This window comes from Ensifer adhaerens (genome assembly GCF_002940685.1).
GTDB classification, from domain to species: Bacteria; Pseudomonadota; Alphaproteobacteria; order Rhizobiales; family Rhizobiaceae; genus Ensifer; species Ensifer adhaerens_E.
Genome location: NZ_PNFP01000008.1, coordinates 148065 through 174686, shown reverse-complemented (window position 1 = coordinate 174686; position 26622 = coordinate 148065). Strand labels below are relative to the sequence as shown.

Genomic DNA, 26622 nt, shown 5'->3' with positions numbered 1-26622 from the left:
ACATCATAATGGTGATGGGATAGATTATGGCGGAGAGGGTGGGATTCGAACCCACGGTACGGTTGCCCGTACGCCGCATTTCGAGTGCGGTGCTTTCGACCACTCAGCCACCTCTCCGCTTTGCTGGTCGGCGCTTGTTCAGCGCGGTCGGGTTCATAGCGGCAGATTCGGGTGCTGGCAAGGGCCTGTTTGAAGAATAAATTGCAGCCCTGTTGCTTTCGCCTTGACACAGGCGCGCAAATCCTTGTAATCCGCGCAATGAAGTGGTGTGGCCTAGCTTCACCGCATCGGGTGTGATTTGCGCCCATTCACCGGTGGATATCCGAAAAGGAGATCCACTCAACTGTCGACTGACAAAAAGACGGCCTTGCCCTCGGGCGGAGAGCCGGATCGAACATGAAAGGATAAAAAATGTTCGCAGTCATCAAGACCGGCGGTAAGCAGTACCGCGTGGCCGCCAACGACGTCCTCACCATCGAAAAGCTGGAAGGCGTTGCAGGCGACAAGATTGAATTCACCGAGATCCTGATGGTCGGCGTCGGCGCCGATGCAACCATCGGTGCTCCGTTTGTCGAAGGCGCCGTAGTCAGCGCTGAAGTTGTTGAGCAGGGTCGCGCCAAGAAGGTCATCGCCTTCAAGAAGCGTCGCCGCCAGAACTCCAAGCGCTCGCGCGGTCACCGCCAGCACCAGACGACTGTCCGTATCCTGGACATCGCTGCTGCCGGTGGCAAGGCAAAGAAGGCTTCGAAGAAGTCTGAAGCTGCCGCCGAAGCCGCTGCAAACTGAGTTCAGGGATCTAAGGTTTAAAGGAGAACACCAATGGCACACAAAAAAGCTGGCGGTTCGTCGCGTAACGGTCGCGATTCTCAGTCCAAGCGCCTTGGCGTGAAGAAGTTCGGCGGCGAAAACGTCGTTGCGGGCAACATCATCGTGCGCCAGCGCGGCACGAAGTGGCATCCGGGCGCCAATGTCGGCCTCGGCAAGGACCACACGATTTTTGCACTCACGGCTGGCAACGTTGACTACCGTACGAAGGCCAATGGCCGCGTGTACGTGTCTGTAATGCCGAAAGCCGAAGCAGCGGAATAAGCCGGTAGCGCTCTAAAACAGCCGGCGTCTCATCGACCCGGCTGACGCACCAGATGGTTCCAGGCCAGACTTAAAAGGGGAGATGGGGCAAGACCCAATCTCCCCTTTTGTCGTTTCTGGAGGACGAACCATGCAAACCGAACTGTTGAGGGAAGACCAATCACGGTCTCCCGAACAAAGGCTGCGGCCCCAACGGTCAAGGACCGATTGCCCGATATTGTTGTCACCCCGGCTCGTTCTGCGCGCCCCTCATGAAGACGATATCGACGCCCTTGCCCATCTTGCCAACAATGCCAATGTCGCGACCATGGTCTCGCGCATGCCGCACCCGTATACGACGGCCGATGCCGCCGACTTCGTGCGACGCGCGAAAGCCGGCACGATTGGCAAGTGCGTCTACGCGATTACCAAAGCGGACAATGGCGCATTTCTCGGTTGCTGCGGTATCGAACCGCATCCCGATGGCAAGACGGCGGAACTCGGCTATTGGCTGGGCGAGCCCTATTGGAACCAGGGCTATGCCACCGAGGCCGCCCAGGTCCTGACCGACATGGCCTTCCGCACCCGCGACATCGACCAGATCGATGCGCGCTGCCGGGTCATGAACCTCGCTTCGCGCCGGGTCATCCAGAAGTGCGGCTTCCAGTTCCAGGGAAGCGGCATGGTCGGCAGCCTGGCGCTCGGCGGCTCGATCGCCGTCGAATGGTACCGGCTCGACCGCAAGACCTGGGTCTCCCTGAGAAGCTGGGGAGGCATGCGATGAACGCGCTCGTTTCCGAACGCCAGCGGGTCGTCGCCCGCCCCGGTCCCGGACCTTGCCCGGTCATCGAAACCCGGCGTCTGGTCCTGCGGCCGCATCGCCGGGCCGACGCCGAAGCGATCGCCCAGTCGCTCGGCGATTTCCAGGTTGCGCGCATGCTGGCGCGAGTGCCCGCACCTTACGATCAGCAGGACGCGCTCGACTGGCTGACGGCGCAGACATCGGGACTGACACCCGACTGGACCTTCGCCATCACCACCGGCGACGACGTGCATATCGGCTGCGTCGGCATCGAGCTCCGCCACGGCCAATGGCATGTCGGCTACTGGCTGAACCGCTTCTACTGGGGCAAGGGCTTTGCCTCGGAGGCTGCCTATGCGGCGGTCGAGCGCTTCTTCCGCCGCATGCCCGAAACGACCCTGCACTCCGGCGTCTTTGCCGACAATCCGGGATCGCTGAAGGTGCAGGAGAAGATCGGCTTCCAGATCACCGGCTGCACGCAGGTCTATGCGCTCGCGCGCAACGCCATGGTCGCCCATATCGAGACGCGGCTCGCCGCCGCCGATCTGCGCCGACCGCACTGAAGGACATCCCCGCGAAGCTGAGCTTCGCGGGGATTCTTGTCATGCGAGCGTGAAGCCCACGGGCAGGTGATCGGAGCCCCTGGCCTCATAGTCGGTCCAGGCGTCCGTCAGGCGCGAAATGAGGCCGGCACTCAGGAAACAATAGTCGAGATGCATGCGTCTTTCGGGGTTTTCGGGATGGATCCAGCTGTAGCTTTCAGGCGTCAGGCGGCCGAGATGGGCAAGCGCATCGACCGGATTCTCGAGCCGCAGCGAACGGCCGTAGAAGGCATCGCGCGAGCCCACCATGGCGTTATACTCCGGCGTCTCCGGCTCCATGTTGAAATCGCCCATGACGACGAAGTCCTCCGGATGCGGCGGCTCGGCCAAGCCGAAGTCGGCCGCCCCGGTGATCGCGCCGCCTTCGAGCGGGTAGCCGAGCAGCCGCTCCTTCAGGTAGCGGATCTGGGCGATGCGTTCGGCCGGCAGCACATGGTCGAGATGCACGGAATAGACCCGGAGCGGGCCGCCGGGCGTTGCGATCAGCGCCTCGGTCGCACCGCGCTGCAGGTTCATCGGGCTGATCGTGCGGGTGCGCGGCAAGGGGATCAGCCGTGTTGCAAGGATCGGCCAGCGCGACAGGATCATGTTGCCGAACTGGAAGCGGCGGCTGACCGCGCGTCCATCCTCGATCGCCGAGCCGATGTCGATGTCGCAGGGCGCATGGAAGGCGGAGAAGTGACCGGGAAACAGCTTTTCGAAGCGGGTGACGAGATCGACATGGCCGTTGCGGTGAAAGCCGCGCGTCACTTCCTGAAGCGCGATGATGTCGGCGTCCCCGATCGAGGCGGCGATGCGCTCGGGATCGAAGCGACCGTCGAGGCCGATGCCGTATTGGATGTTGTAGCTGACGAACCGCACGATATTCTTTGACCTCCGAATAAACCGCCTATATCGATGGCGGCAAAATGAAGCGCGATGAGGAAATGAGGATGCGGTTTACCGCCAGCATCCCGCTCTCACCGTGAACTAAGACCGCGCAATTACACAAAACAGATGGCAGCCCAATGAAATTTCTCGACGAAACGAAAGTCTATATCCGCTCCGGCGACGGTGGCGCAGGCGCCGTCTCGTTCAGGCGCGAGAAGTTCATCGAGTTCGGCGGACCTGATGGCGGCGACGGCGGCCGCGGCGGCGACGTCTGGGTGGAGGCGGTCAACGGCCTCAACACGCTGATCGACTTCCGCTACCAGCAGCATTTCAAGGCCAAGACCGGCCAGCACGGCATGGGCCGCAACCGCACTGGTGCTGGCGGCGACGACGTGACGCTGAAGGTGCCGGTCGGCACCCAGATCTTCGAGGAAGACAACGAGACGCTGATCGTCGACATGGTCGCCGAGGGTCAGCGCTACCGGCTGGCTGCCGGCGGCAATGGCGGCTTCGGCAACGCCCGCTTCAAGTCCGCGACCAACCAGGCGCCGAACTGGGCCAACCCCGGCCTCGAAGGCGACGAGAAGACGCTCTGGCTGCGCCTGAAGCTGATCGCGGATGCCGGCCTCGTCGGCCTGCCGAATGCCGGCAAGTCGACCTTCCTTGCCGCCTGCACCCGTGCGCGCCCGAAGATCGCCAACTATCCGTTCACGACCCTGCATCCCAATCTCGGCGTCGCCACCATCGACGGCAACGAATTCATCATCGCCGATATCCCTGGCCTGATCGAAGGCGCCCATGAAGGCGTGGGCATCGGCGACCGTTTCCTCGGTCACGTCGAGCGCACCCGCGTGCTGCTGCATCTCGTCTCCGCCCAGGAGGAAGATGTCGCCAAGGCCTATAAGACCGTGAAGCACGAGCTCGAAGCCTATGGCGGCGGGCTGGAAGACAAGCCGCAGATCGTGGCCCTGTCGCAGATCGACGTGCTCGACGAGGACGAATTGAAGGTGAAGGCCAAGGCGCTGGCAAAGGCCTGCGGCGAGCAGCCCCTCTTGCTCTCCGCCGCCGTCGGCAAGGGCATGACCGAAGCGCTGAGGGCGCTGCGCAGCGTCATCGTCACCGCCAAGGCGGGCGAGGGATTTGGCGAGGAGAACGCCTGATATGACCAAGACCCGCAAGCCGCTTTTGAAGTATCGCCGGGTCGTCATCAAGATCGGGTCGGCGCTTCTCGTCGACCGCGCCAGCGGGCTGAAGAAGGCCTGGCTCGACGCCATGTGCGCCGATATCGCCGGCCTGAAAGCGAGGGGTGTCGAGGTGCTGGTCGTCTCCTCAGGCGCGATCGCCCTTGGCCGCACCGTGCTCAACCTGCCCGCGGGTGCCTTGAAGCTGGAAGAGAGCCAGGCGGCCGCCGCCGTCGGCCAGATCGCTCTGGCGCGCGCCTGGTCCGAGAGCCTGTCGACCGACGCCATCGTGGCCGGCCAGGTGCTTTTGACCCTGGGCGATACGGAAGAGCGCCGCCGCTATCTCAACGCCCGCGCCACCATCAACCAGCTCTTGAAACTCGGCGCCGTGCCGATCATCAACGAGAACGACACGGTCGCGACGACCGAGATCCGCTATGGCGACAACGATCGCCTCGCTGCCCGCGTCGCCACCATGGTCGGCGCCGATCTCCTGGTGCTGCTCTCCGACATCGACGGACTCTATACGGCCCCGCCGCATCTCGATCCGAACGCGCGCTTCCTCGAAACCGTCGCCGAGATCACCCCGGAGATCGAAGCGATGGCAGGCGGTGCCGCGTCCGAGCTTTCGCGCGGCGGCATGCGCACCAAAATCGATGCCGGCAAGATCGCAACGACCGCCGGCTGCGCCATGATCATCGCCTCGGGCAAGCCCGACCACCCGCTGGCAGCGATCGAGGACGGTGCCCGTTCCTCCTGGTTCGCGCCGTCGGGGTCGCCGGTCACCGCGCGCAAGACCTGGATTGCCGGGCAATTGCTGCCGGCCGGAACGCTTGTCGTCGATGCCGGCGCCGAGGAGGCGCTGCGCTCGGGCAAGAGCCTGCTGCCCGCCGGCGTGCGTGACGTCACCGGCAGCTTCAGCCGCGGCGACACGATCGCCATTCTCGGCACCTCGGGCCGCGAGATCGCCCGTGGCCTTGCCGGCTATGATGCCGACGAGGCGCGCCAGATTGCCGGCAAGAAATCAGCCGAAATCGCCGCGATCCTCGGTTATGCGGGCCGCGCCGCCATGGTGCACCGCGATGATATGGTGATGACCGGAAAACGCGCCGAAAGTGACGGCAGCCGGAAGGATGAGGTCCATGCTTGACGAGGTGAAGAACAAGGACGACGTCGAGAGCGTCATGCTGGAAATCGGCCGCCGGGCCAAGGCCGCCAGCCGACCGCTTGCCGTCGCCAGCGCCGAACGCAAGCATGCCGCCCTGATTGCCATGGCCGACACGATCGTGGCGCGCACGAACGACATCCTCGCTGCCAATGCGATCGACCTTGAAAACGCCCGCGAAAGCGGCGTTGCCGCCGCCTTTATCGATCGCCTGACGCTCTCCGAAGGCCGCATCCGCGACATGGCGAACGGCATTCGCGCGATCGCCGAGTTCAAGGATCCCGTCGGCGACGTGATTGCCGAATGGGACCGGCCGAACGGCCTGCATATCGAGCGCGTGCGCACGCCGCTCGGCGTCATCGGCGTCATCTATGAAAGCCGGCCGAACGTGACGGCGGACGCTGGCGCGCTCTGCCTCAAGGCCGGCAATGCCGTGATCCTGCGCGGCGGCTCCGACAGCTTCCATTCCTCCGGCGCGATCCATGCCTGCCTCGTCGAGGGGCTGAAGGCCGCCGGCCTGCCGGAACACGCGATCCAGATGGTGCCGGTTGCCGACCGCGCCGCCGTTGGCGCAATGCTCTCGGGTCTTGGCGGCACGATCGACGTCATCGTTCCGCGCGGCGGCAAGAGCCTTGTCGCCCGCGTACAGAACGAGGCGCGCGTGCCGGTGTTTGCCCATCTCGAAGGCCTCTGCCACATCTATGTCGACGCTTCGGCCGATCTCGCGATGGCGGAGAAGATCGTCGTCAACGCCAAGATGCGCCGCACCGGTATCTGCGGTGCTGCCGAAACACTGTTGATCGACCGCAACGATGCCGCACGGCTGGCAAAGCCGCTGCTGAACGCCCTGCTTGCCGCCGGCTGCGAAGTGCGCGTCTCGGACGAGCTCGCAGGCGCAGTTGATGGCCTGAAGGCCGCCAAGGATGAGGACTGGGCGACGGAGTATCTCGACGCCATCATCTCGGTGAAGCTGGTCGACGGCATCTCCGGCGCCATCGAGCACATCGCCACCTGGTCGTCGGCCCACACGGAAGCCGTGATCGCCGAGGATGCGACCGTGGTCGAGCGCTTCTTCTCGGAGATCGATTCCGCCATCCTCCTGCACAACGCCTCGACGCAGTTTGCCGATGGCGGCGAGTTCGGCATGGGCGGCGAGATCGGCATCGCGACGGGCAAGATGCATGCCCGCGGGCCGGTCGGCGTCGAACAGTTGACGTCCTTCAAGTATCGGGTGCGCGGTGCTGGACAGGTCAGGCCCTGAGGTGATCGCGGGCACGGTGAACGCCCGCTACCTGCGCATGCCCCATGTCGAGGCCGGCATGGTGGTGGGCCTCTTCGGCGGATCCTTCAATCCGCCGCATGAGGGCCATGTGCTGGTTGCCGACACCGCGATCCAGCGGCTCGGGCTCGACCAGCTCTGGTGGATGGTAACACCCGGCAATCCGCTCAAGGATCACAACAACCTTGCGCCGCTCGCCGAACGCATAGCCATGAGCGAGGAGATTGCGCAGAACCCGCGCATCAAGGTGACGGCCTTCGAAAAGGCGCTCGGCCAAAGCTTTACCGCCCGCACGCTGGAAATCGTGCAGGCGCGCAATCGCGACATCCGCTTCGTCTGGATCATGGGTGCCGACAACCTGAAGAGCTTCCACCGCTGGCAGAACTGGCAGAAGATCGCCCGCACCTTCCCGATTGCGGTCATCGACCGGCCGGGCTCGACGCTCGCCTATCTCTCCTCGCGCATGGCGAAAACCTTCGACTACGCCCGCATCGACGAGGACGACGCGCGGCGCCTCGCCTATCACGCAGCCCCTGCCTGGACCTTCATCCATGGCCCGCGCTCATCGATGAGCTCGACGGCGCTGCGGGCCGCCGGCGGAGTATGATTTCCTGGGAATCAGTTCTGCTGTCTTGAAACCGCTACGGTTTGATGCCTACATTCATGGACGGTTCGATCCTTGTTCGAATCGAAAGTGCCTGTTCTGTTCATGTGGAAAGGAAAGACCCTGACAACAGCACACGCCAAGGGATATGCGGTCTCCGCATTCCCGCGCAGCACGGGATCGAGCGACGAAGCCGCTGTCCGTGCGCTTCAACTGGTCCTCGAGAGCCTAGAGGACTCGAAGGCAGAAGATATCGTCAGCATCAACATTGCCGGAAAATCGGCGCTGGGAGACTTCATGGTCGTTGTCTCCGGGCGATCGACGCGGCATGTGATGGCCATTGCCGATCACCTGACGACCGACCTCAAAGACGGGGGCTTTGGCAATGCCCGTGTCGAAGGTCTGGAAGGCGGTGACTGGGTGCTGATCGACACCGGCGATGTGATCGTTCACATCTTCCGGCCGGAAATCCGGGAGTTCTACAACATCGAGAAGATGTGGGCGGCTCCCGAGATCGAGGACGGCACCTTGCATTGAGACCGACCGGGTCGCCGCGCAGCTAAGCGCCGGACGAGCCGAGTTGCGGTCATGCATGAATGTGAAGGGCTGGCGCCGCCTTGGGCGGCGTTGCCAGCCGGACGTGTGTTGCGACTGATCGTTCCTTTGGTTCCGTTTGCCGGACAAGGCTCGCAGCGACGCTGCAAGGCCATATGGACGCGGCATAAGATTGTCCTTGAATCGATCCGATTTCAGGAACTATGCAGTGCGCGTTGCAGCACTACAGCGCCGCGCGTCTTATCGGACGCGCAAAGGACGCTGTGGCACTTTGAATCGCTGCATGTTTTTGTCCTTTGATCGGCTGCGATCAAAGGAAACATGCAGTAGCAAGGACGGACAAGGTCATGCGTATCGGACTTTTCGCAGTCGGCCGCCTCAAGGCAGGGCCGGAAAAGGATCTTGCGGCCCGTTATCTCGATCGCTTCTCCAAGGCCGGTCCGGCGATCGGTCTCGAACTTTCCCGTGTCGTCGAAGTCAATGAAAGCCGCGCCTCGAATGCCGAGACGCGCAAGCGCGAGGAAGCCGCACAGCTTGAAAAGGCACTCGCCGAGGGCAGCCTGCTCGTGCTGCTGGACGAACGTGGAAAGGCGCTCGATTCCGAGGGCTTCGCCTCGCTTCTCGGAACCTTCCGCGACGGCGGCAAGCGCGACCTGATGATCGCGATCGGTGGCGCCGACGGCCTCGATCCGAGCCTTCACGCCCGCGCCGATGCGGTGCTCAATCTCGGAAAGATGACCTGGCCGCACCAACTCGTGCGCATCCTGATCGCCGAACAGCTCTACCGGGCGGTCACCATTCTCTCCGGCCACCCCTATCACCGCGTCTGAAGCGACAGGACATCTTCGGAAGCGCCGCAGCCGGTACACGGGCCGATAACGAGAATATGCTTGGTCGCGCGCGCCAAATCAGATTAGGTTTTTTCCTCATATTTTCGGATGGACGCACGCAACGGATGACGCCCCGAGGCAGGACCAGCGTTTTCGGCATGGGAAGAGACGACGCAGGACGGCTTGCCCGTAGAGCGGCGACCTTCGCGCTTGCGCTTGCGATCGGTCTGCCGGCGGGGGCCCAGGAAGTCACGCCGCCCGACGTTGCCACGACCGGCCAGGAACAGGGCCCGCCCGACCCGGCCGCCGACCTGACGTTGCGCCGCAACAGCACGCGCAGCGAGCTGGATGCGCTCTCCAAGACGATCACGCTGTCGCAGGAGCGCGCCAATGCGCTGACCGAGACCATTGCCGAGATCGACAAGACCAACGAGACGCTGCGCGCCGCGATCATCGAGTCCGCGAAGAAGCGCCAGGATCTCGAGCAGCAGATCGTCGACGGCGAGAAGAAGCTGAGCGAGCTCAGGACCAAGGAAGATACGGTCCGCCGGTCGCTGCGGTCACGCCGGGGCGTGCTTGCCGAGGTGCTGGCCGCCTTGCAACGGATGGGGCGCAACCCGCCGCCGGCGATCCTGGTGACGCCCGAGGATGCGCTTGGCTCCGTGCGCAGCGCCATCCTGCTTGGCGCCGTCGTGCCCGGCCTGCGCGAGGAAACCGAAAACCTGGTCGCCGACCTCAAGGCGCTCGCCGATATCCGTGCCGGCATCGATCGCCAGCGTGAAGACCTGAGCGCGGCGATGACGGCCAATGTCGAGGAAGAGCGGCGCATGTCGATGCTGGTTGCCGAGAAGGAGAAGCTGCGCCAGACGAGCGCCAGCGAACTTGCGGCCGAGCAGCGCAAGGCGCAAGAGCTTGCCTCTCAGGCGACCAACCTCCAGGGTCTGATCGGCTCGCTGGAGGACCAGATCGCCTCCGTGCGCGACGCCGCCGAGGCGGCGCGCGCCCAGGAGGAGGAGCGCCGGCGCATGAGCGAAGCCGAGCGCGAGGCGGCGCGGGAACTCGCCCGCAATGCGGTGCCTGACAAAAACCGCATTGCCCCCGCATATGTGTTTTCGGAGCTGAGGAACAAACTTGCCTATCCGGCCGCCGGATCGCTGTTGCGTAAATTCGGCGATGCAGACGGCACGGGGCATTCCCTGCAAGGGATCATGTTGGAAACCAATCCCGGCGCGCTGGTGACTGCGCCGTCAGATGGCTGGATCGTCTATGCAGGCAATTTCCGCAGTTATGGACAGATGATCATTCTCAACCCGGGCGATGGCTACCACGTCGTGCTTTCGGGGATGGAGAAGGTGAGCGTGCAGACTGGCCAGTTCGTCGTGGCGGGTGAACCACTGGCGACGATGGGGGCAAAAAGAGTGGCGAGCGCTGCGGCCTTGGCGCTGGAAACGGACCGGCCGACGCTTTACATTGAATTCCGAAAAGACGGAAAACCGGTTGATTCCCGACCATGGTGGACCGCAGCAGAGGTTGGAAAGGCGCGAAATGATACGTAGGGCTTCACTTGTTCTGGTCGGGGCGCTGATGGGCGCGACCGCGATGGGCGTGGTTTATTCGGCTGTCGTTCCGGCCGTCGCTGCCAACACTTCGACCTATCGCGAACTGGCAATCTTTGGCGACGTGTTCGAGCGCGTGCGGGCGCAATATGTGACGCCCCCGCAGGACGACAAGCTGATCGAGAACGCCATCAACGGCATGCTCTCCTCGCTCGACCCGCATTCGAGCTACATGAACTCGGCCGATGCCGAGGACATGCGCACCCAGACCCGTGGTGAGTTCGGTGGCCTCGGCATCGAAGTCACCATGGAAGACGATCTCGTCAAGGTGACGAGCCCGATCGACGACACACCTGCTGCGCGCGCCGGTGTGCTTGCCGGCGACTTCATCTCGAAGATTGACGGTGCGGACGTTCGCGGCCTCAAACTTGAAGACGCGGTTGAAAAGATGCGCGGTGCCGTCGGCACCCCGATCAAGCTGACGATCCTGCGCAAGGGCGCGGACAAGCCGATCGAGCTGACGATCGTTCGCGACGTCATCGCCGTTCGCGCCGTCAAGTTCCGCACCGAAGGCGACGTCGGCTACCTGCGCGTCATTTCCTTCACTGAAAAGACCTATGACGACCTGAAGAAGGGCATCGAGAAGATCAAGTCGGAAGTGCCGGCCGACAAGCTCAAGGGCTACGTGCTCGACCTGCGCCTCAACCCGGGCGGTCTGCTCGATCAGGCGATCAACGTCTCCGACGCCTTCCTGGAGCGTGGCGAGGTCGTTTCGACCCGCGGCCGCAACCCGGACGAGACCCGCCGCTTCAACGCCACCCCGGGCGACCTGACCGATGGCAAGCCTGTCATCGTACTCGTCAACGGCGGCTCGGCCTCCGCTTCGGAAATCGTCGCCGGCGCCCTGCAGGACCTGAAGCGCGCGACCGTGCTCGGCACGCGCTCCTTCGGCAAGGGTTCGGTCCAGACGATCATCCCGCTCGGCGAGGCCGGGGCGCTGCGCCTGACGACGGCGCTCTACTACACGCCGTCGGGCAAATCGATCCAGGGCACGGGCATTTCGCCTGATATCAAGGTTGAACAGCCGCTGCCGCCGGAACTGCTCGGCAAGGTCGAAGCCCAGGGTGAATCCGATCTGCGTGGCCACATCCAGGGCCAGAGCGAGACCGACGAAGGTTCGGGCTCGGTCGCCTATGTGCCGCCGGAGACCAAGGACGACCTGCAGCTCAACTACGCGCTCGACCTGCTGCGCGGCAAGAAGACGGATCCGACCTTCCCGGCGAGCCCCGAACAGGCACAGCTCAAGAAGTAAGCCTGGCAGACACGAAACGAAGCGCCGCGGTTCAGCCGAACCTGCGGCGCTTTTCATTTGTGCGGCCGCCCTTGTGGCGCATGCACTGGTCAATCCCCCGCGGCTAAATTATAGGGTTAGGAGGCGCCGGCCATTGCCTGATTCTCCGGGCGCGGCCGGGCTCGCGAGGGAACAGGAAGCGGCGCGGAAAGCGTCCACTCACCACCCCGGCTGGAAATGATGCAAGCCTGGAATGATACCGGTTCGGTTCATCCTGGATTTGCTTGGCGGCAACATCCCACAGCTCGACCGAGGCTCCGTTTGGGAACTGATCTCAATGCTCCGCTCGGCCAGAACCGGCGGGCCAAGCCAGCGTCGAAACGCAATTCCCGGCGGTTGCTGGGGTTTTCCTTTGCCGGCCTTTGCATGGCTGTGGTGATTGGCCTTTCCGCCTGGAGCATTCTTTCGCCGGACGGATTGCGGCGCGGCCCCGCATCGCCGGTCGCAACGGCGGAAAACATAACGAGGGCGGACGACAAGGCAGCCAACGCGCCAAGCGGCCAGACGGGCATAGGCTCCGGGACGATGACGCCGGGAACGGCTTATTCCGGCGCCGATGTCGAGCGCACGCTCACCGACGACGGTTCCACCGTCACGACCTTCTCGCCGCGCAGCCGCGATGGCAAGGGGCCGGCGCTCATCAATGTCGGTCCGATCCGCGGCCAGGATCCGCGCATGGCCGCGATGCCCAATAACGATCTGCTGGAAGACAGTGCCGCTGGGCGGCTACCGATCATCGGCCCCGACGGGCTCAGGCCGATGGATCAGTATGCGCGCCCCTGGTCCGGCGCACGCGGCACGCGCATCGCGCTCGTCGTCGGCGGGCTTGGCCTCAGCCAGACCGGAACGCAGAAAGCGATCCGCGACCTGCCGGGCGAGGTGACGCTCGGCTTCGCCACCGCCGGCAACAGCCTACAGCGCTGGATGCAGGAAGCGCGCCGCAGCGGCCACGAGATCCTGTTGCAGCTGCCGATGGAGCCGTTCGACTATCCGGCCAACGACCCCGGGCCCCATGCGCTGCGCGTCGGCCTTAGCGAAAAGAAGAACCTGTCGGAGTTGCACCGCAACCTCGCCGAGATCACCAACTATACCGGCGTCATGAACTATCTTGGTGGCCGCTTCCTGTCCGATGCCGATGCGCTGGAGCCGGTCATGCGCGATCTCGGTAGGCGCGGCCTGCTGTTCCTCGACGACGGCACCTCGGCGCAGTCGCTGTCCGGCAAACTTGCCGGCGCCTTCGACGTGCCGCACGGCTTTGCCGACCTGACGCTCGACACGGAACTCAGCCGCAACGCGATCCTGAAGAAGCTCGATGAGCTCGAACGCATTGCACGCCGCAACGGCACCGCCATTGGCGTCGCTTCCGCCTTCGATGAAAGCGTCGGCGCGATCGCCTCGTGGATCGGCGAGGCGCAGGGGCGCGGCATCGAGATCGTCGGCGTCTCCGCGCTCGTCAAGGATCCGCAACAGAACTAGCTTAAAGCCGTCCCGATGGGACCAATGAACGTTTGCACAGAAGAGGCAGCCGATGAGCAAGGACAAGAAACTGAAGGCGGACGACCTTCCCTATCGCCCCTGTGTCGGGGTGATGGTGCTGAACCGTGCGGGCCTCGTCTGGGCCGGCCACCGCATTGCCGTCGGCAATTCCGAATATGACGGCTCGCCGCAGCAATGGCAGATGCCGCAGGGCGGCATCGACAAGAACGAGGACCCGTTGAAGGCCGCCTATCGCGAGCTCTACGAGGAAACGGGCATGAGCACCGTCTCGCTGCTGGCCGAAGCCCCCGGCTGGATCAACTACGATCTGCCCGAACATCTGATCGGCATCGGCCTCAAGGGCAAGTATCGCGGCCAGACGCAGCGCTGGTATGCCTTCCGTTTCGAGGGCGAGGAGAACGAGATCGCCATCAACCCGCCGCCGGGCGGACATGAGCCGGAGTTCGATGCCTGGGAATGGAAGCCGATGCGCGAGCTGCCGGAGCTGATCGTGCCGTTCAAGCGCAAGGTCTACGAGGAAGTGGTCGCAGCTTTCACGCATCTGGCGCCGTGAACCGGACTGCTTTGCTCCTGAAACGACAAAGGCCGGCGATATCGCCGGCCTTCGCCTTTGTAAGCTTTGACCAGGCTCAGTCGGCTTCGGCTTCGTTGGCCGGTGCGGCATTGAGCTGGCCGTATTTCTCTTCGCCGATCTTGTCGAGCAGCTCGAGCTGGGTTTCGAGGAAATCGATGTGGCCTTCCTCATCCGCGAGCAGTTCTTCGAAGAGTTTCATGGAGACATAGTCTCCGGCGGCGTGACAGATGTCTCGGGATTTCTTGTAGGCCGTGCGGGCGTCGTATTCGCCGGCGAGATCGGCCTTCAGCACTTCCTTGACGTTCTGGCCGATCCGCAGCGGCGCAACCGTCTGCAGGTTGGGGTGGCCCTCAAGGAAGATGATGCGCGCGACGAGCTTGTCGGCATGCTGCATCTCCTCGATGGATTCGGCCCGCTCCTTCTTGGCGAGAAGCGTGTAACCCCAGTCTTCGAGGAGGCGGTAGTGCAGCCAATACTGGTTGACGGCACCGAGTTCGAGATAGAGCGCTTCGTTAAGCTGCTCGATGACTTTTTTGTCGCCTTTCAAGATCCGCCCTCCGGTTGTCGTCGTGGAATTGTCTGAGGCGGGTCATGAAATCAAATATCTCTGCGTCCGTCGAGTCGCGACGGGCGTGATATTGCTCGGTGGTGCGGATGATGATGTCGACGACATTGGGGAAACAGCCGCAGCAACGGCCGCGTTTTTCCATCGCGTGGTAGACTTTCGCCGGCACGATCAGCTGCCAACAGTCCTCGTCAAGGAGGCCGACAATCGTGTCCTCGATCTCTTTTTCCGTGATGAAATTGCAGCTGCAAACCAGCATGTCGTCTCGCCTGTCGTACGCAACGCCCTGTATCTGCGCATAAAGCAAAACAGGACATTTAGTGTCAACTAAAAACTCCGCGAGCGGAAGTTGCAGGTCGATTAGAACGACTCTAAACTTGACAAAAAACTTCGTCTTTTCAGAATTTTAGAGATTCCTTGGCGACTTCTCCTGCAAACCCTGAATGGGTCACGACGCCCGCAGCCTGCGACATTTTTACACACCTATGCGCACGATGGGGGAGGGCCTGCCCGTGAGCCGACGTCGGGGTTCGCTGGAATTCTCCGGCGCACTTGGCGGCTCCTCTCACCAAACCGCGCCCCGCACCATGGGAATGGCCGTCACGCCGGATCCGGAGACCTTCAATGGAAATTGCGCCCCTTCGGCATCACGTCGGCCACCTCGGCTGTCGCCCGGTCCGGACTGCCGGGATTGCTGCCGGACCGGCGGGCCGTCGGCAGAGCCAGGTCGCCTTGTGCCCGCTTCTGGCGTGCGTCGCCGGTCGGCCGCAGCGCCTCGTCGGCACGGTCACTCGCACCGAAACGCCGCGCCTCCTTGCGCAATAGCCCGAGCATCGGCGTGATATCCTCGATGTGCTCGGCAACCACATGGATGACGCTGCTTTCGCGCTGCAGCCGGCCGCGGATCTTGACCAGCCGCGCGCCCATGACCACCGGGCGATAGGCCGCGAACACCTTTGGCCAGACGATCGCATTGGCAACGCCGGTCTCGTCCTCGATGGTCATGAAGATGACGCCCTTGGCCGAGCCCGGACGCTGGCGGACGAGCACCAGGCCGGCAACCGTGACCCGCCGCCCGACCGGGGCGGTCGCAAGCGCGCGGCTCTGCACGATGCCCTGCGCAGAAAGGGTGTCTCTGAGGAAAGAGACCGGATGCGCCTTCAGCGAGAAGGAGAGGTAACGATAGTCGTTGATCACCTGCTCGCCCGGCAGCATCTCCGGCAGGACCATCGCCGGTTCCGGCCGCAACTCCTCTCTCGCCGCACCTTCGAAGAGCGGCAACCGTTCCGCAGCACTCTTTTCATCCAGTGCCTTCACCGCCCAGAGCGCCTTTCGCCGGTCGAGCCCAATCGAACGGAAGGCATCCGCATCCGCAAGCCTTTCGAGCGCGGAACGGGAGAGGCCGGAGCGCAGCCAGAGATCACGAACCGTTCTGTAGCCGTCCCCCCGGTTGGCGATGAGTTTCTTCTCGATCTCTTCCTGGTTCAGCCCCTTGATCGAGTTGAAGCCGAGCCGCATCGCCTTCGTCGTCCTGATCACGTCCGCCATCTCGCGATGCCGCGGCTCGATGGCCCTCTTGTCGACCCCTCCCTCTTCAAGGTCCGCATCCCAGAGCGAATGGTTGATGTCGACGGGCATGACCCTGACCCCATGCTCCCTTGCATCGCGCACCAGTTGCCCTGGCGCGTAAAAGCCCATCGGCTGCGAATTCAGGAGCGCCGCGCAGAAGACATCGGGATAGTAGGTCTTGAGCCAGGAGGAGACATAGACGAGCAGCGCGAAGGACGCGGCATGGCTCTCGGGAAAACCATACTCGCCGAAGCCCTCGATCTGCTTGAAGCAACGCTCGGCAAAGTCCCGTTCATAGCCGTTCCTGACCATGCCCTCGATCATCTTCTCATGGAAGGTATGGATGGTGCCGGTGCGCTTGAAGGTCGCCATGGCGCGACGCAACTTGTCCGCCTCACTGGGTGTGAAGCCGGCGGCGGTAATGGCGATCTGCATTGCCTGTTCCTGGAACAGGGGCACGCCGAGCGTCCGCTTCAGTACGGCCTCCAGTTCCGGACTTGGATATTCGATGGGGATATTGCGCGCGCGCTGCTCCCGGCGTTTCAGATAGGGGTGCACCATGTTGCCCTGGATCGGTCCGGGCCGGACGATCGCCACCTCGATGACAAGGTCATAGAAGATGCGGGGCTTCAGCCGCGGCAACATGCTCATCTGCGCCCGGCTCTCGATCTGGAAGACACCGATCGTATCGGCGCGGCAGATCATGTCGTAGACGGCGTCCTGGTGATCCTTGAAAAGCTGGTGGAGGTTTTTCCGCTCATTGTAATGCCGGTCGAGCAGGTCGAAGGCCCGGGCGATGCAGGTGAGCATGCCGAGCGCAAGCACGTCGATCTTCAGGATCTTCAACGTGTCGAGGTCGTCCTTGTCCCACTCGATCATGAAACGGTCGGGCATCGCCGTGTTCATGATCGGCACTACCTCGTCGAGACGGTCGCGGGTCATGACGAAGCCGCCGACATGCTGGGAGAGATGGCGCGGGAAGCTCATCAGCTCGGTGGCATAGTCGAGCACCTTCACCGTCGTCGGGTCCTTCGTGTCGAGCCCGGCAGCCTGCGCCTCACGCTCTGAGAGATCGGCGACCGACCAGCCCCAGACCGAACCGGCAAGCGCCGATTGCACGTCTTCTGAGAACCCGAAAGCCTTGGCGGTTTCGCGACCGGCCGAGCGCGCCCGGTAGCTGATGACGGCGGCCGTCAGCCCCGCATGTTCCTTGCCATAGGTGCGGTAGATATGCTGGATCACCTCTTCCCGCTTCTCATGTTCGAAATCGACGTCGATATCCGGCGGCTCGTCCCGCTCGGTCGAGAGGAAACGATCGAAAAGCAGGGTGGTCGAAAGCGGGTCGACCTCGGTAATGCGCAGACAATAGCAGACGGTAGAATTCGCCGCCGACCCGCGGCCCTGACACAGGATCTGAGCACTGCGCGCAAACTGCATGATATTGCGCACCGTCAGGAAGTAGGGTTCGTAACGCTTGCTGGCGATCAGCTCGAGCTCATACTCGATCTGCGTCGAAATCTTCTGAGGGATCTCACCGGGATACCGTTCTCGCGCGCCCTCCATCGTCAGCCGCCGCAGCGTCTGCGTCGGTGTTTCGCCCGGAATGCTCTCATCCGGATACTGATATTCGAGATCCGACAGCGAGAACTTCAGACGTCCAAAGAAATGCCCGGTATTGGCGATCGCTTCCGGATAGTCGCGGAAGATGCGCACCATTTCGGCGGGCGCCTTCAGATGCCTTTCGGCATTGGCATGCAGCCGATAGCCGGCCGTGGCGATCGTCACATGCTCGCGGATGGCGGTGACGACATCGGCGAGCGGTCGCCTTGCAGCCGCGTGAAACAGCGGACTGTTAGTGGCGACGAGCTTGACTGCCGCATGGCGGGCAATGGTTGCAAGCCCGGCAAAGGCGAACTGGTCGAAGCCGTCATAACGCGGCACCAGCGCCAGATAGAGCCGATCGGCGAAATGCGGTTTCAGCCGCTTGAGGAAATCGCCAAGCCGGGTTGCCTCCGGCGCGCCGATGACGGGGCCCGGCAGCACGGCGAGAAGCAAATCCTCGCCCCATTCGATCAGATCGGTCTCGTAGAGCGTGCAGGTGCCCTTCTTGGCCCGTAGGTTACCGGCACTCAGCATCCGGCAGAGATTGCCCCAGCCGCGGCGGTTCAAGGGATAGGCGAGCACGTCGGGCAGGTCCTCGGCAAAGGAAAGCCGTGCACCCGGCTGGAAGGTCGACTTCTCCACCTTGGCCTGCGCATGCGCCCGCACGACGCCGGCCACCGTGTTGCGGTCGGCAATGCCGAGGCCTGATATCTTGAGACGGCTCGCCGCAACCACCATCTCGCCCGGATGGGAAGCGCCTTCGAGGAAGGAGAAATTCGACCAGGCGCCGATCTCGAAATAGGGGACAGCGTCGCTCATGCGAAGACCCCATGCATGAACCAGCGCGGCGGAGCGCTGGCGCCGTAATGACCCTCGCGAAACAGCCAGAACCGCCGGCCGCTATCGTCCTCCACCCGGAAATAGTCGCGCTCCAGCGCCGGCTCGCCGTCGAGCCACCATTCGCCGGCGATCCGCTCCGGCCCTTCGGCCCGCGCAATGCGGTGCAACGTGCGCCGCCAGCGAAAGCTTCGGGGCGGCCCCTCGGGCACCTCGGCCACCGCCTCCACCGGCTCGGGGCTTGGAAAGAGCCGCTGCGGCCGGGCGGCGGCGGCAAGCAGGGGCGCCGGGATGTTGTTACCCGGTTCCTCAGCCTTGCCGATCAGCGCCAGATCCGTGAGCGGCCGGAAGCTTGCCGCCCGCTCCGGAACATGGCTTTCCGAGAGCGCCGGCACCATCAGGCTTTCTGCGCCGAACCGCGCCATGACCCGGTCGGCGAAGGCGGCAAGCGGACGCTCGCGATCCGGCGTGCCGGAAAAATCCTCCTGCATCACCTCGTATTTTTCGCTCTTCGGCACCGAGAGCCTGAGGATTTCGAAACCGAAGCCGGCATCGAGATCTTCGTGCACCGCCTGCAGGCGCTCGCGGAAAAGACCGGCGACACGTCGCGGATCGTTGAGCGGCGAGGACGTGCCGGCGGTAATGCGGAAGACCGCGCCATCGACACGGAAGAGCAGCAGCTCGAACAGGCGTCCGCCCTCCCCGCGCTTTTCCAGCTCCGGCTTCAGCCGCAGCGCCAGCTCTTCCGCCAGGCCCAAGATATCGTCTTCGCCCTGGACCGGTTCGCCGAGCCGGCGCTCGACCGAAAGGGCGGCGACGGGCAGCCGCGGCGACAGTGGTTCGTCCTCGCGCCCGAGCGCCTGGTCGAGGCGCAGAAGCAGGGTTGCACCGAACCGGCGGGCAAGCGGCGCGCGCGGCGCCTTGAGGATGTCGCCGATCTGCTTGAGCCCGACCCGGCCAAGCGTTTCGATCGTTTCCCGCGGCAGCCTGAGCGCCGCCAGCGGCAGCGGTGCCAGCGCCCGCGCCGCCTCATCCTCGGCAAGGATGTCGTCGGAACCGAAACGCGCCACCGCCCAGGAGAGCCCGGCGGACGAGGAGATCGCCGCCCGGGCCTCGACCCCCAAATGGAAAAGGCGGGCGAGCAGATCGTCGAGCAGCGCCTTTTCCCCGCCGAGAAGGTGGGCGCAGCCGGTAATGTCGAGAAAGAGGCCGCTGTCACCATCGAGCGCGACGAGTGGCGTGTAGCGGCAGCACCAGTCCGCAAGGCCTGCAAGCAGGGCCCGGTCGGCGGCGGGATCGGCCGGCAGCACGTCGATCTCGGGACACATGGCCCGCGCCTCGGCAACGCCCTGACCGATGTGAAACCCGCGCTTCTCGGCAAAACCGTCGAGCGCGACAAGACGCATCGCGCTCTTCACCTTGTCGGCGAAGACGACGGGCGGATGCTCAGGACGCCCGCGGGAAAGCCACGAGTTCCCCCAGCGCTTGCGCGCGACCCGATCGGCCGGAAGATGCGGAAAGGCGAGCGACAGAATGCGCTGGTTCTGGATCTGCCGCAGCAGCGGCTGGTAGGGGCTCGACGGGGTAAAGGCGGCGGTCATGGGGGTTCCACTCCAGCAGGAAGCCGAGCGGCGCAGGAGCCCTGCTCTTCTCGGCAATGACATGAAAGACGGGATGGCCGATGCTGCCGCGAAGCATCGATCCATCCGGTAGCGGACGCTCGCGCGCCGGTGCCGGTTCGACGAGGAGCCGAAAGAAGGCGCTGCTCGCCTCCTCGTGTCCGGACTGGCGCAAAAGCAGAAGGGGGACGTGGCCAGCACGCGAGCGCACATGCAGGCGCCGGCTTTCGCTGAGCGCAAGGGCTGCAGGATTGCCGCGAATTTCGAGGATGACGGCGCAGAAGCTCGGCACGGAAAGCGCAGCCTCGGCGATCCAGAGCGCATCCTTCACCGTGCGCGGCAGGCTGAAGACGAGACCGCGGACATCGAGCCCAAAGGCCTTCAGACCCAGCCCATAGGGCAGGCCCGCCTCGGTGGACGCCATCGACTGGCTGATCCAGAGAACGGGAGCCACAGGCTCGCCTTTTTCAAGGCGCGCTCGTTGGCAGAGCACGCCGAGTGCGGCGGCAAAACCGGCGGCAGCACCCGCATCGCGCGTCTCGGCATTGCGGATTTCCGTCATGCCTTCGAGCGGCAGACCGCCCTCGAGAAGATCGTCCAGATCGGGAACGCCGAGCGAAAGCACCTTGCGGCCGGGTTCCTCTTCCTCCCGTTGACGGAAGCCACCGGGATCAGCCGCCTTGGCGGCGCGCACGACGCCCGGAAGCCGACGGTTTTCGATCCTTGCTATGGTTTCCCGGAGCGAAAGCACCGTCTCCCGCTGCACGGCTGTGTCGGCCATGACGGTCAACTCCCATCAGTATGTTCATGTTATGTTCTAATTGATTCCAGAGCTTCCTAATGGAGTCAACAGCCAATTCTAAGAATTTATTCCTGTCCCTGTGATCAAGGAATTCAACACTCGAAAAACAAAGGCAAAATCGCTATATGAGGGCAACAAGGAGTGCCTATGGCCCGCATTGACCAGACCGATGATTGGCGGGAACGCCACGCACCGACGCTTACCACTTTCGAGCAGCTCGCTCTGGAAGCCTACGGCCACCTGCCGCAGGAATTCCGCCAGTTGACGACCGACCTCATCATCGAGGTTGCCGACTTCCCGAGTGACGACGTTTTCGAGGACATGGCGCTGGAAACGCCCTTCGACCTGCTCGGCCTCTTCGAAGGCCGCGGCATCAGCGAGCGCTTCACCATGGAAACCGGCCAATTCCCGAACCGCATCACGCTTTATCGCCGCCCGATCATCGACTATTGGGCAGAGAACGAGGAAACGCTGGGCGACATCATCACCCACGTGCTGATCCACGAGATCGGCCACCATTTCGGCCTTTCCGACGACGACATGGAGCGGATCGAGGCGAGCGTCGAGCACGTCGGCGGTTAGCGCAATTCCAGGAAAAGTGTGAAGCGGATTTCCGTCCGGAGCTGCGTTACTTCAAAGAGCAAGGCTCACCCGTTGCCCCTCATCCGGCCTGCCGGCCACCTTCTCCCCGCAAGCGGGGCGAAGGAGACTAGCTGCACCCGCTCGTTTCAATAAACCATTCCCGTAAAGGGCGACGCCAAGTGCCGAGGGCGCTTTCGCTCTCGTCCCCTCTCCCCGCAGGCGGGGAGAGGGTTAGGGTGAGGGGCTGACGCTGATGGCTACCGCGACTACTGCTCCGACAGCTTGATGTCAGGGGTGTAATCCTTGCCCTCGACATCCTTGACCACCGCCTGGCCGCACTGCATGTGCTGCGTATCGGCATTGAAGGCATAGGTGGGCGAGCCGTGCAGGCTCCAGCCCTGGTTCAGCGCCGCCGTCACCTTGTGGCAGAAAGTGGCGTCGTCCGGACCGGTCAGGAAGCGGTAGAGTTTCACGTTCTTGTCTTTCGTTTTTCGATGAGCTCGGCCTTGGCGGCAAGCGTTACGGCCTGGTCGAGGTGCAACCGCTCGACCATTCGGCCGTTGAGATTGATGACGCCCTTGCCGGCGTTTTCAGGAAGAGCGAAGGCGGCGATGATCGCGCGCGCCTCGTCGACGGCGATCTGCTCGACGCCGAAGCGTTCGTTCGCCGGGCCGATCTGGGCCGGATGGATCAGCATCTTGCCGTCATAGCCCATGTCGCGGCCCTGCCGGCATTCCTCGTCGAAACCGGCAGCATCGCGGAAATCGTTGAACACGGCGTCGATGACATCGAGCCCGCCGCCCCGCGCAGCAAGCAGGATCTGCATCAGCCAGGGGACGAGATAGGGCCGGCCGGGACGATCCGGCACGCCCGTTTCCTTGCGCAGATCGTTGAGGCCGACGACGAAACAATCGAGCCTGCCGCTGAAGGTACGGCCGGCCTCGGCGATCGCGGGCGCATTGATGACCCCGCGCGGCGTTTCGATCATCGCCCAGAGACGCAGCGTTTCCGGCGCATCGTTGTCGTCGAGCCAATCGGCAGCCACCTGGATATCCGAGGGGCTTTCGACCTTGGGCAGAAGAATGGCGTCGGGATTGGCCGCAAGCGCTGCCGCGAGATCGCCCTGGCCGAAGTCCGAGCCGATCGCATTGATGCGAATGACGATCTCGCAATCCGGCCTGTTCGTCGTCAGATGCTGCACCAGCGCCGCCCGCGCCTCGGCCTTGCGCTCGGGCGCCACCGCATCCTCGAGATCGAAGATCGCCGCATCGGTCGCGAGTTCCGCGACCTTGGCAAGCGCGCGGGCATTGTCGGCCGGTACCGAAAGCACCGAGCGGCGCAGGCGCACGGGGTGATGTTCGCTCGATTTGTTCATGCCTCAGTTGTGCCCGCCTTTGCCGCGTTCCGCAAGACGAGGCGAACCGCCGCACCCCCTTTCGGGGGCAACCTCTTGCAAGTCAGGGCGCGAGCCCCCACATCGCCATCAGAAAGGTGACGATCATGCAAAGCATTCGCTCTGTTCTCTTTACGGCCGCAGCCCTGACCATCACGTTTGCGGCCTTTGTGCTGACCGCCTCGCTGGCGCTGGCACTGGCCGGCATCGCCGCCGTCGTCGTGATCGGCAGCGCCATTGCCACCAGGCTGAACCTCAAGCCAGCCCGCGCAACTGTGCGCCCGGCAGCGGCAACCGCCGCGAACGGCCAGCGCGAGATGCGCATCTGGAACGACGGTCGCGGCACGATCATCGACCTCTGATCTCTCCTGATCCGGGCAAGACCGGCCGGGCCGATCCATGATCGGCCCGCCTTTTGTGATGCCTGCAAAAACGACGCGCCGCAGCGGCTTCAAATTTTTTCCATCTCCATGTCGGATCGGGTGCACCCGGCCCGTCCTTGAGGCAGGCCAGCAACGGCCCTGGCTCCTCAAACAGGATGGAGAAACCCGATGGATACCCAGACGCAGCAAACCGAAACGCAGCAGCCGGCACCGGTCCTGAACGGCCTTCTGCCCTATCTGCAGGTCGACGGCGCCGCCAAGGCGTCCGAATTCTACCAACGCGCCTTCGGCGGCAAGGAAGTGGGCCGGCACCCGCTCGACGAGCAGGGCCGCACGATGCACATCCACCTCTACATCAACGGCAGCTCGCTGATGCTGGCCGACGCCTATCCGGAATACGGCCATCCGCTGGAAAAGCCGCAGGCCTTCACCCTGACGCTCACCGTCGACGATATCGATGCCTGGTGGGATCGTGCCGTTGCCGCCGGTGCGGAAGTGGTGATGCCGATCGAGCTGATGTTCTGGGGCGACCGTTACGGCCAGCTCCGCGATCCCTTCGGCGTTCTCTGGGCAATGAACAGCCCTGTGAAGGCGGGCTGAGGGCGGCCCGACAACAGGAATTCGGGCGAAGCTTTCGCCGGGCAGGCATTTTCACCCGCCCGGCGAAGCCTATTTGAACAGATTTTCCTTCATTTCGGCGCAAAACTCATCTAAACGCTAGCGCAACATTCTTCTGAAATCGAAGGCCTGAAGTTATGGAAAAATTCGTCAAGCTCACCGGTGTCGCCGCCCCCCTCCCCGTCGTCAACATCGACACGGACATGATCATTCCGAAGGATTACCTGAAGACGATCAAGCGCACCGGCCTTGGCAAGGGCCTCTTCGCCGAAGCCCGTTATAATGAGGACGGCTCGGTCAATCCGGACTTCGTGCTCAACAAGCCCGCCTACCAGAACGCCAGCATCCTGGTAGCCGGCGACAACTTCGGCTGCGGTTCCTCGCGCGAGCATGCGCCGTGGGCGCTGCTCGACTTCGGCATCCGCTGCGTGATCTCCACGTCGTTCGCCGACATCTTCTACAACAACTGTTTCAAGAACGGCATTCTGCCGATCGTCGTCAGCCAGGCCGACCTCGACAAGCTGATGGACGACGCCTCGCGCGGCTCCAACGCCATCCTCTCGGTCGACCTGGAATCCCAGGAAATCACCGGTCCGGACGGCGGCTCGGTCAAGTTCGAGGTCGACGCCTTCAAGCGTCATTGCCTCCTGAACGGCCTCGACGACATCGGCCTGACCCTGGAAAAGGCAACCGCGATCGACAGCTTCGAGAAGTCGGTCGGCGCCTCGCGCCCCTGGGCCTAAAGCCGAGACATGGCGCGCAAGCTCATCTCCTCGGGCTCGCCCTTCGAAAAGACGGCAGGCTATTCGCGTGCCGTCGCGATGGGTGACTGGTGCTTCGTCTCCGGCACGACCGGCTATGACTATGCCACCATGACCATGCCCGAGACGGTGGAGGAGCAGGCGCGCAATTGCCTGAAGACGATCGAGGGCGCGCTGAAGGAAGCGGGCTTCTCGCTGAAGGACGTGGTGCGCAACCACTACTACGTCACCGATGCCAGCTTCGCCGACCGGGTGTTTCCGATCTTCGGCGAAGTCTTCGGCGAGATCCGCCCGGCCGCAACCATGATCGTCTGCGACCTGATCCGCCCGGAAATGCTGATCGAGATCGAAGTCACCGCCCTTCGCGGCTGAAGACTTCTCGCACCTCTCCTCAAATCGATTCCGATTTCGGCCAAGATGCGGTAGTCCATGGACTTCGCAGACGAGACGCCGAACCCGGAAGACGCCCATGCAATTTCAAGGCACCGCCGACTATATCGCCGACAAGGATCTGATGATCGCCGTCAACGCCGCGATCCGGCTGGAGCGACCGCTGCTCGTCAAGGGTGAACCGGGCACCGGCAAGACCGAACTGGCCCGCCAGATCGCCGCTGCCCTTGATCTCGAACTCATCGAATGGAGCGTCAAGTCGACGACCAAGGCGCAGCAGGGCCTTTACGAATACGACGCCGTGTCGCGCCTGCGCGACAGCCAGCTCGGCGACGAACGGGTCAACGAGGTCCGCAACTACATCCGCAAGGGCAAGCTCTGGCAGGCCTTCGAAGCCGACCGCCGCGTCGTGCTCCTGATCGACGAGATCGACAAGGCCGACATCGAGTTTCCGAACGACCTTTTGCAGGAACTCGACCGCATGGAATTCCATGTCTACGAGACCGGGGAGATGATCGGCGCTCGCCACCGGCCAATCGTCATCATCACCTCCAACAACGAGAAGGAACTGCCGGACGCGTTTCTGCGCCGCTGCTTCTTCCACTATATCCGCTTCCCGGACGCAGACACGCTCGCCCGCATCGTCGAGGTGCACTATCCGGGCATCCGCAAGACGCTGCTGTCGGCGGCGCTGGCCGCCTTCTACGATATCCGCCAGGTGCCCGGCCTGAAAAAGAAACCGTCCACCTCCGAGGCGCTTGACTGGATCCGCCTGCTTGTCGCCGACGAGGTCGATCCGGCGGACTTGAGAGCCGATGCCAAGACCATGCTGCCGAAGCTGCACGGGGCGCTCCTGAAGAACGAGCAGGACGTGCACCTCTTCGAACGCCTCGCCTTCATGGCACGCCGCGACGGATGATGCCCGACGCCCACAAGGTCCTGATCTACGCCACTTGGCAGGGCCGCCTGCTGGTCTTCGACGAGCCGGATTTTCCCGCGATCGAGCTGCAGGTACCCGGCGGCACGATGGAGCCCGGCGAGAGCCCGGAGCAGGCGGCCGCGCGGGAATTCACCGAAGAGACCGGACTGACGTCGCCGCAGGCGCTCACCCATCTCGTCACGCATGACTACCACTACCCGAAGGACGGCAGGACGATCTGTCATCGGCGGCACTACTTCCACATCGCCCTTGCCGGCGAGCAGCGGCAGACCTGGATACATCGGGAAATGACGCCCTTTGGCGGCGGTGACCCGATCCGCTTTCGCTTCTTCTGGCTTGGGATAGACGGGGCGCGGCACCGGCTGGGTTATGGCATGCGGGATGCTCTAAGCCTGCTGCAGACTAGCCCCTCACCCTAACCCTCTCCCCGCAGGCGGGGAGAGGGCAAGACGACGGCTGGCTCCAAGCCGAGACGTGCGGATAGCGAACCCGGCTACCAAGATAGGCCGAACGGCCGCTGCCCTTGACTTGTGGAACGATCGGGTACGGCAAGGCCCCTTCTCCCTGCTTGCGGGGAGAAGGTCGCGGCAGCGGGATGAGGGGCCTCCCCACGCCCGAATCGTTTTT

Annotated in this window: 29 protein-coding genes and 1 tRNA gene; 21 read left to right on the top strand and 9 right to left on the bottom strand. The window is 63.6% G+C overall.

What is annotated here, in order from left to right:
* Positions 1 to 27: 27 nt before the first annotated feature.
* Positions 28 to 117 (bottom strand) — tRNA-Ser (locus C1A35_RS17255).
* A gap of 294 nt (positions 118 to 411) precedes the next feature.
* Between C1A35_RS17255 and rplU the strand changes: the two genes are divergently transcribed.
* From rplU to C1A35_RS17235, 4 genes are all read left to right on the top strand, one after another.
* Entirely contained in the window at positions 412 to 786 is a 375-nt protein-coding gene (gene rplU / locus C1A35_RS17250) for a 50S ribosomal protein L21 (RefSeq protein ID WP_034802644.1), read from the top strand.
* A gap of 33 nt (positions 787 to 819) precedes the next feature.
* Entirely contained in the window at positions 820 to 1089 is a 270-nt protein-coding gene (rpmA, locus tag C1A35_RS17245; RefSeq protein WP_077968181.1) for a 50S ribosomal protein L27, read from the top strand.
* Positions 1090 to 1219: 130 nt separating this feature from the next.
* Positions 1220 to 1852, top strand: a complete 633-nt coding sequence (locus tag C1A35_RS17240; protein ID WP_034802649.1) for a GNAT family N-acetyltransferase — start codon at positions 1220 to 1222, stop codon at positions 1850 to 1852.
* A complete protein-coding gene (locus C1A35_RS17235; RefSeq protein ID WP_104665508.1) occupies positions 1849 to 2433 on the top strand; it encodes a GNAT family N-acetyltransferase in 585 nt (194 codons plus the stop codon). The genes C1A35_RS17240 and C1A35_RS17235 overlap by 4 nt, the downstream gene beginning before the upstream one ends.
* Positions 2434 to 2472: 39 nt before the next feature.
* Here C1A35_RS17235 and C1A35_RS17230 read toward each other — a convergent pair whose 3' ends face one another.
* Positions 2473 to 3333, bottom strand: a complete 861-nt coding sequence (locus C1A35_RS17230) for an endonuclease/exonuclease/phosphatase family protein (RefSeq protein ID WP_104665507.1) — start codon at positions 3331 to 3333, stop codon at positions 2473 to 2475.
* Positions 3334 to 3479: 146 nt separating this feature from the next.
* Between C1A35_RS17230 and obgE the strand changes: the two genes are divergently transcribed.
* From obgE to C1A35_RS17180, 10 genes are all read left to right on the top strand, one after another.
* Positions 3480 to 4502 carry a GTPase ObgE gene (obgE, locus tag C1A35_RS17225; protein WP_104665506.1) on the top strand — a complete coding sequence of 341 codons (1023 nt, stop codon included), beginning with the start codon at positions 3480 to 3482 and terminating at the stop codon, positions 4500 to 4502.
* 1 nt (position 4503) lies between these two features.
* Positions 4504 to 5673: a glutamate 5-kinase gene (gene proB, locus C1A35_RS17220; RefSeq protein ID WP_104665505.1), complete on the top strand. Its 1170-nt coding sequence runs from the start codon at positions 4504 to 4506 to the stop codon at positions 5671 to 5673.
* Positions 5666 to 6949 carry a glutamate-5-semialdehyde dehydrogenase gene (locus C1A35_RS17215; protein WP_104665504.1) on the top strand — a complete coding sequence of 428 codons (1284 nt, stop codon included), beginning with the start codon at positions 5666 to 5668 and terminating at the stop codon, positions 6947 to 6949. The genes proB and C1A35_RS17215 overlap by 8 nt, the downstream gene beginning before the upstream one ends.
* A 16-nt stretch (positions 6950 to 6965) precedes the next feature.
* Positions 6966 to 7574 carry a nicotinate-nucleotide adenylyltransferase gene (locus C1A35_RS17210; RefSeq protein WP_104665643.1) on the top strand — a complete coding sequence of 203 codons (609 nt, stop codon included), beginning with the start codon at positions 6966 to 6968 and terminating at the stop codon, positions 7572 to 7574.
* A gap of 102 nt (positions 7575 to 7676) precedes the next feature.
* Positions 7677 to 8108 carry a ribosome silencing factor gene (gene rsfS / locus C1A35_RS17205; RefSeq protein ID WP_077968685.1) on the top strand — a complete coding sequence of 144 codons (432 nt, stop codon included), beginning with the start codon at positions 7677 to 7679 and terminating at the stop codon, positions 8106 to 8108.
* 365 nt (positions 8109 to 8473) lie between these two features.
* Positions 8474 to 8956, top strand: a complete 483-nt coding sequence (rlmH, locus tag C1A35_RS17200) for a 23S rRNA (pseudouridine(1915)-N(3))-methyltransferase RlmH (protein WP_104665503.1) — start codon at positions 8474 to 8476, stop codon at positions 8954 to 8956.
* A gap of 158 nt (positions 8957 to 9114) precedes the next feature.
* Positions 9115 to 10512, top strand: a complete 1398-nt coding sequence (locus tag C1A35_RS17195; protein WP_104665502.1) for a murein hydrolase activator EnvC family protein — start codon at positions 9115 to 9117, stop codon at positions 10510 to 10512.
* Entirely contained in the window at positions 10502 to 11824 is a 1323-nt protein-coding gene (locus C1A35_RS17190) for a S41 family peptidase (protein ID WP_104665501.1), read from the top strand. The genes C1A35_RS17195 and C1A35_RS17190 overlap by 11 nt, the downstream gene beginning before the upstream one ends.
* Positions 11825 to 12124: 300 nt before the next feature.
* Positions 12125 to 13339: a divergent polysaccharide deacetylase family protein gene (locus C1A35_RS17185; protein ID WP_104665500.1), complete on the top strand. Its 1215-nt coding sequence runs from the start codon at positions 12125 to 12127 to the stop codon at positions 13337 to 13339.
* 52 nt (positions 13340 to 13391) lie between these two features.
* Positions 13392 to 13913: an RNA pyrophosphohydrolase gene (locus C1A35_RS17180; protein WP_104665499.1), complete on the top strand. Its 522-nt coding sequence runs from the start codon at positions 13392 to 13394 to the stop codon at positions 13911 to 13913.
* A 76-nt stretch (positions 13914 to 13989) separates the two neighbouring features.
* Here the strand turns inward: C1A35_RS17180 and bfr are convergent, their stop codons facing one another.
* The 5 genes from bfr to C1A35_RS17155 form a co-directional block, all read right to left on the bottom strand.
* The gene (gene bfr / locus C1A35_RS17175) at positions 13990 to 14481 is read right to left on the bottom strand and encodes a bacterioferritin (RefSeq protein ID WP_034802698.1); all 492 of its coding nucleotides are present in this window, start codon (positions 14479 to 14481) and stop codon (positions 13990 to 13992) included.
* The gene (locus C1A35_RS17170) at positions 14447 to 14758 is read right to left on the bottom strand and encodes a (2Fe-2S)-binding protein (protein WP_104665641.1); all 312 of its coding nucleotides are present in this window, start codon (positions 14756 to 14758) and stop codon (positions 14447 to 14449) included. Before C1A35_RS17170 ends, bfr begins: the two co-directional genes overlap by 35 nt.
* A gap of 362 nt (positions 14759 to 15120) precedes the next feature.
* On the bottom strand, positions 15121 to 18489 hold the full coding sequence (locus tag C1A35_RS17165; protein ID WP_104665498.1) for an error-prone DNA polymerase: 3369 nt from the start codon (positions 18487 to 18489) through the stop codon (positions 15121 to 15123).
* Positions 18486 to 20039 (bottom strand): DNA polymerase Y family protein, encoded by a 1554-nt coding sequence (locus tag C1A35_RS17160; RefSeq protein WP_234822904.1) that lies wholly within the window; start codon positions 20037 to 20039, stop codon positions 18486 to 18488. Before C1A35_RS17160 ends, C1A35_RS17165 begins: the two co-directional genes overlap by 4 nt.
* Positions 19954 to 20907, bottom strand: a complete 954-nt coding sequence (locus C1A35_RS17155; protein WP_104665497.1) for an ImuA family protein — start codon at positions 20905 to 20907, stop codon at positions 19954 to 19956. Before C1A35_RS17155 ends, C1A35_RS17160 begins: the two co-directional genes overlap by 86 nt.
* Positions 20908 to 21075: 168 nt before the next feature.
* Between C1A35_RS17155 and C1A35_RS17150 the strand changes: the two genes are divergently transcribed.
* The gene (locus C1A35_RS17150; protein ID WP_034802708.1) at positions 21076 to 21510 is read left to right on the top strand and encodes a metallopeptidase family protein; all 435 of its coding nucleotides are present in this window, start codon (positions 21076 to 21078) and stop codon (positions 21508 to 21510) included.
* A 266-nt stretch (positions 21511 to 21776) separates the two neighbouring features.
* Here C1A35_RS17150 and C1A35_RS17145 read toward each other — a convergent pair whose 3' ends face one another.
* A complete protein-coding gene (locus C1A35_RS17145; RefSeq protein ID WP_104665496.1) occupies positions 21777 to 21983 on the bottom strand; it encodes a DUF1737 domain-containing protein in 207 nt (68 codons plus the stop codon).
* Entirely contained in the window at positions 21980 to 22885 is a 906-nt protein-coding gene (locus tag C1A35_RS17140; RefSeq protein WP_104665495.1) for an HpcH/HpaI aldolase/citrate lyase family protein, read from the bottom strand. The genes C1A35_RS17145 and C1A35_RS17140 overlap by 4 nt, the downstream gene beginning before the upstream one ends.
* Positions 22886 to 23010: 125 nt before the next feature.
* On the opposite strand from C1A35_RS17140, the gene C1A35_RS17135 reads away from it, so the two are divergent.
* From C1A35_RS17135 to C1A35_RS17110, 6 genes are all read left to right on the top strand, one after another.
* Positions 23011 to 23265, top strand: coding sequence for a hypothetical protein (locus C1A35_RS17135; protein ID WP_104665639.1), 255 nt, complete (start codon positions 23011 to 23013; stop codon positions 23263 to 23265).
* Between the two features lie 189 nt (positions 23266 to 23454).
* Entirely contained in the window at positions 23455 to 23886 is a 432-nt protein-coding gene (locus tag C1A35_RS17130; protein WP_104665494.1) for a VOC family protein, read from the top strand.
* A 155-nt stretch (positions 23887 to 24041) separates the two neighbouring features.
* On the top strand, positions 24042 to 24647 hold the full coding sequence (leuD, locus tag C1A35_RS17125) for a 3-isopropylmalate dehydratase small subunit (protein WP_104665493.1): 606 nt from the start codon (positions 24042 to 24044) through the stop codon (positions 24645 to 24647).
* 9 nt (positions 24648 to 24656) lie between these two features.
* Positions 24657 to 25037: a RidA family protein gene (locus C1A35_RS17120; protein WP_057254948.1), complete on the top strand. Its 381-nt coding sequence runs from the start codon at positions 24657 to 24659 to the stop codon at positions 25035 to 25037.
* 97 nt (positions 25038 to 25134) lie between these two features.
* Positions 25135 to 25974 (top strand): AAA family ATPase, encoded by an 840-nt coding sequence (locus C1A35_RS17115; protein WP_104665492.1) that lies wholly within the window; start codon positions 25135 to 25137, stop codon positions 25972 to 25974.
* Positions 25971 to 26414, top strand: coding sequence for an NUDIX hydrolase (locus tag C1A35_RS17110; protein WP_104665491.1), 444 nt, complete (start codon positions 25971 to 25973; stop codon positions 26412 to 26414). Before C1A35_RS17115 ends, C1A35_RS17110 begins: the two co-directional genes overlap by 4 nt.
* The last annotated feature ends 208 nt before the right edge of the window (positions 26415 to 26622 follow it).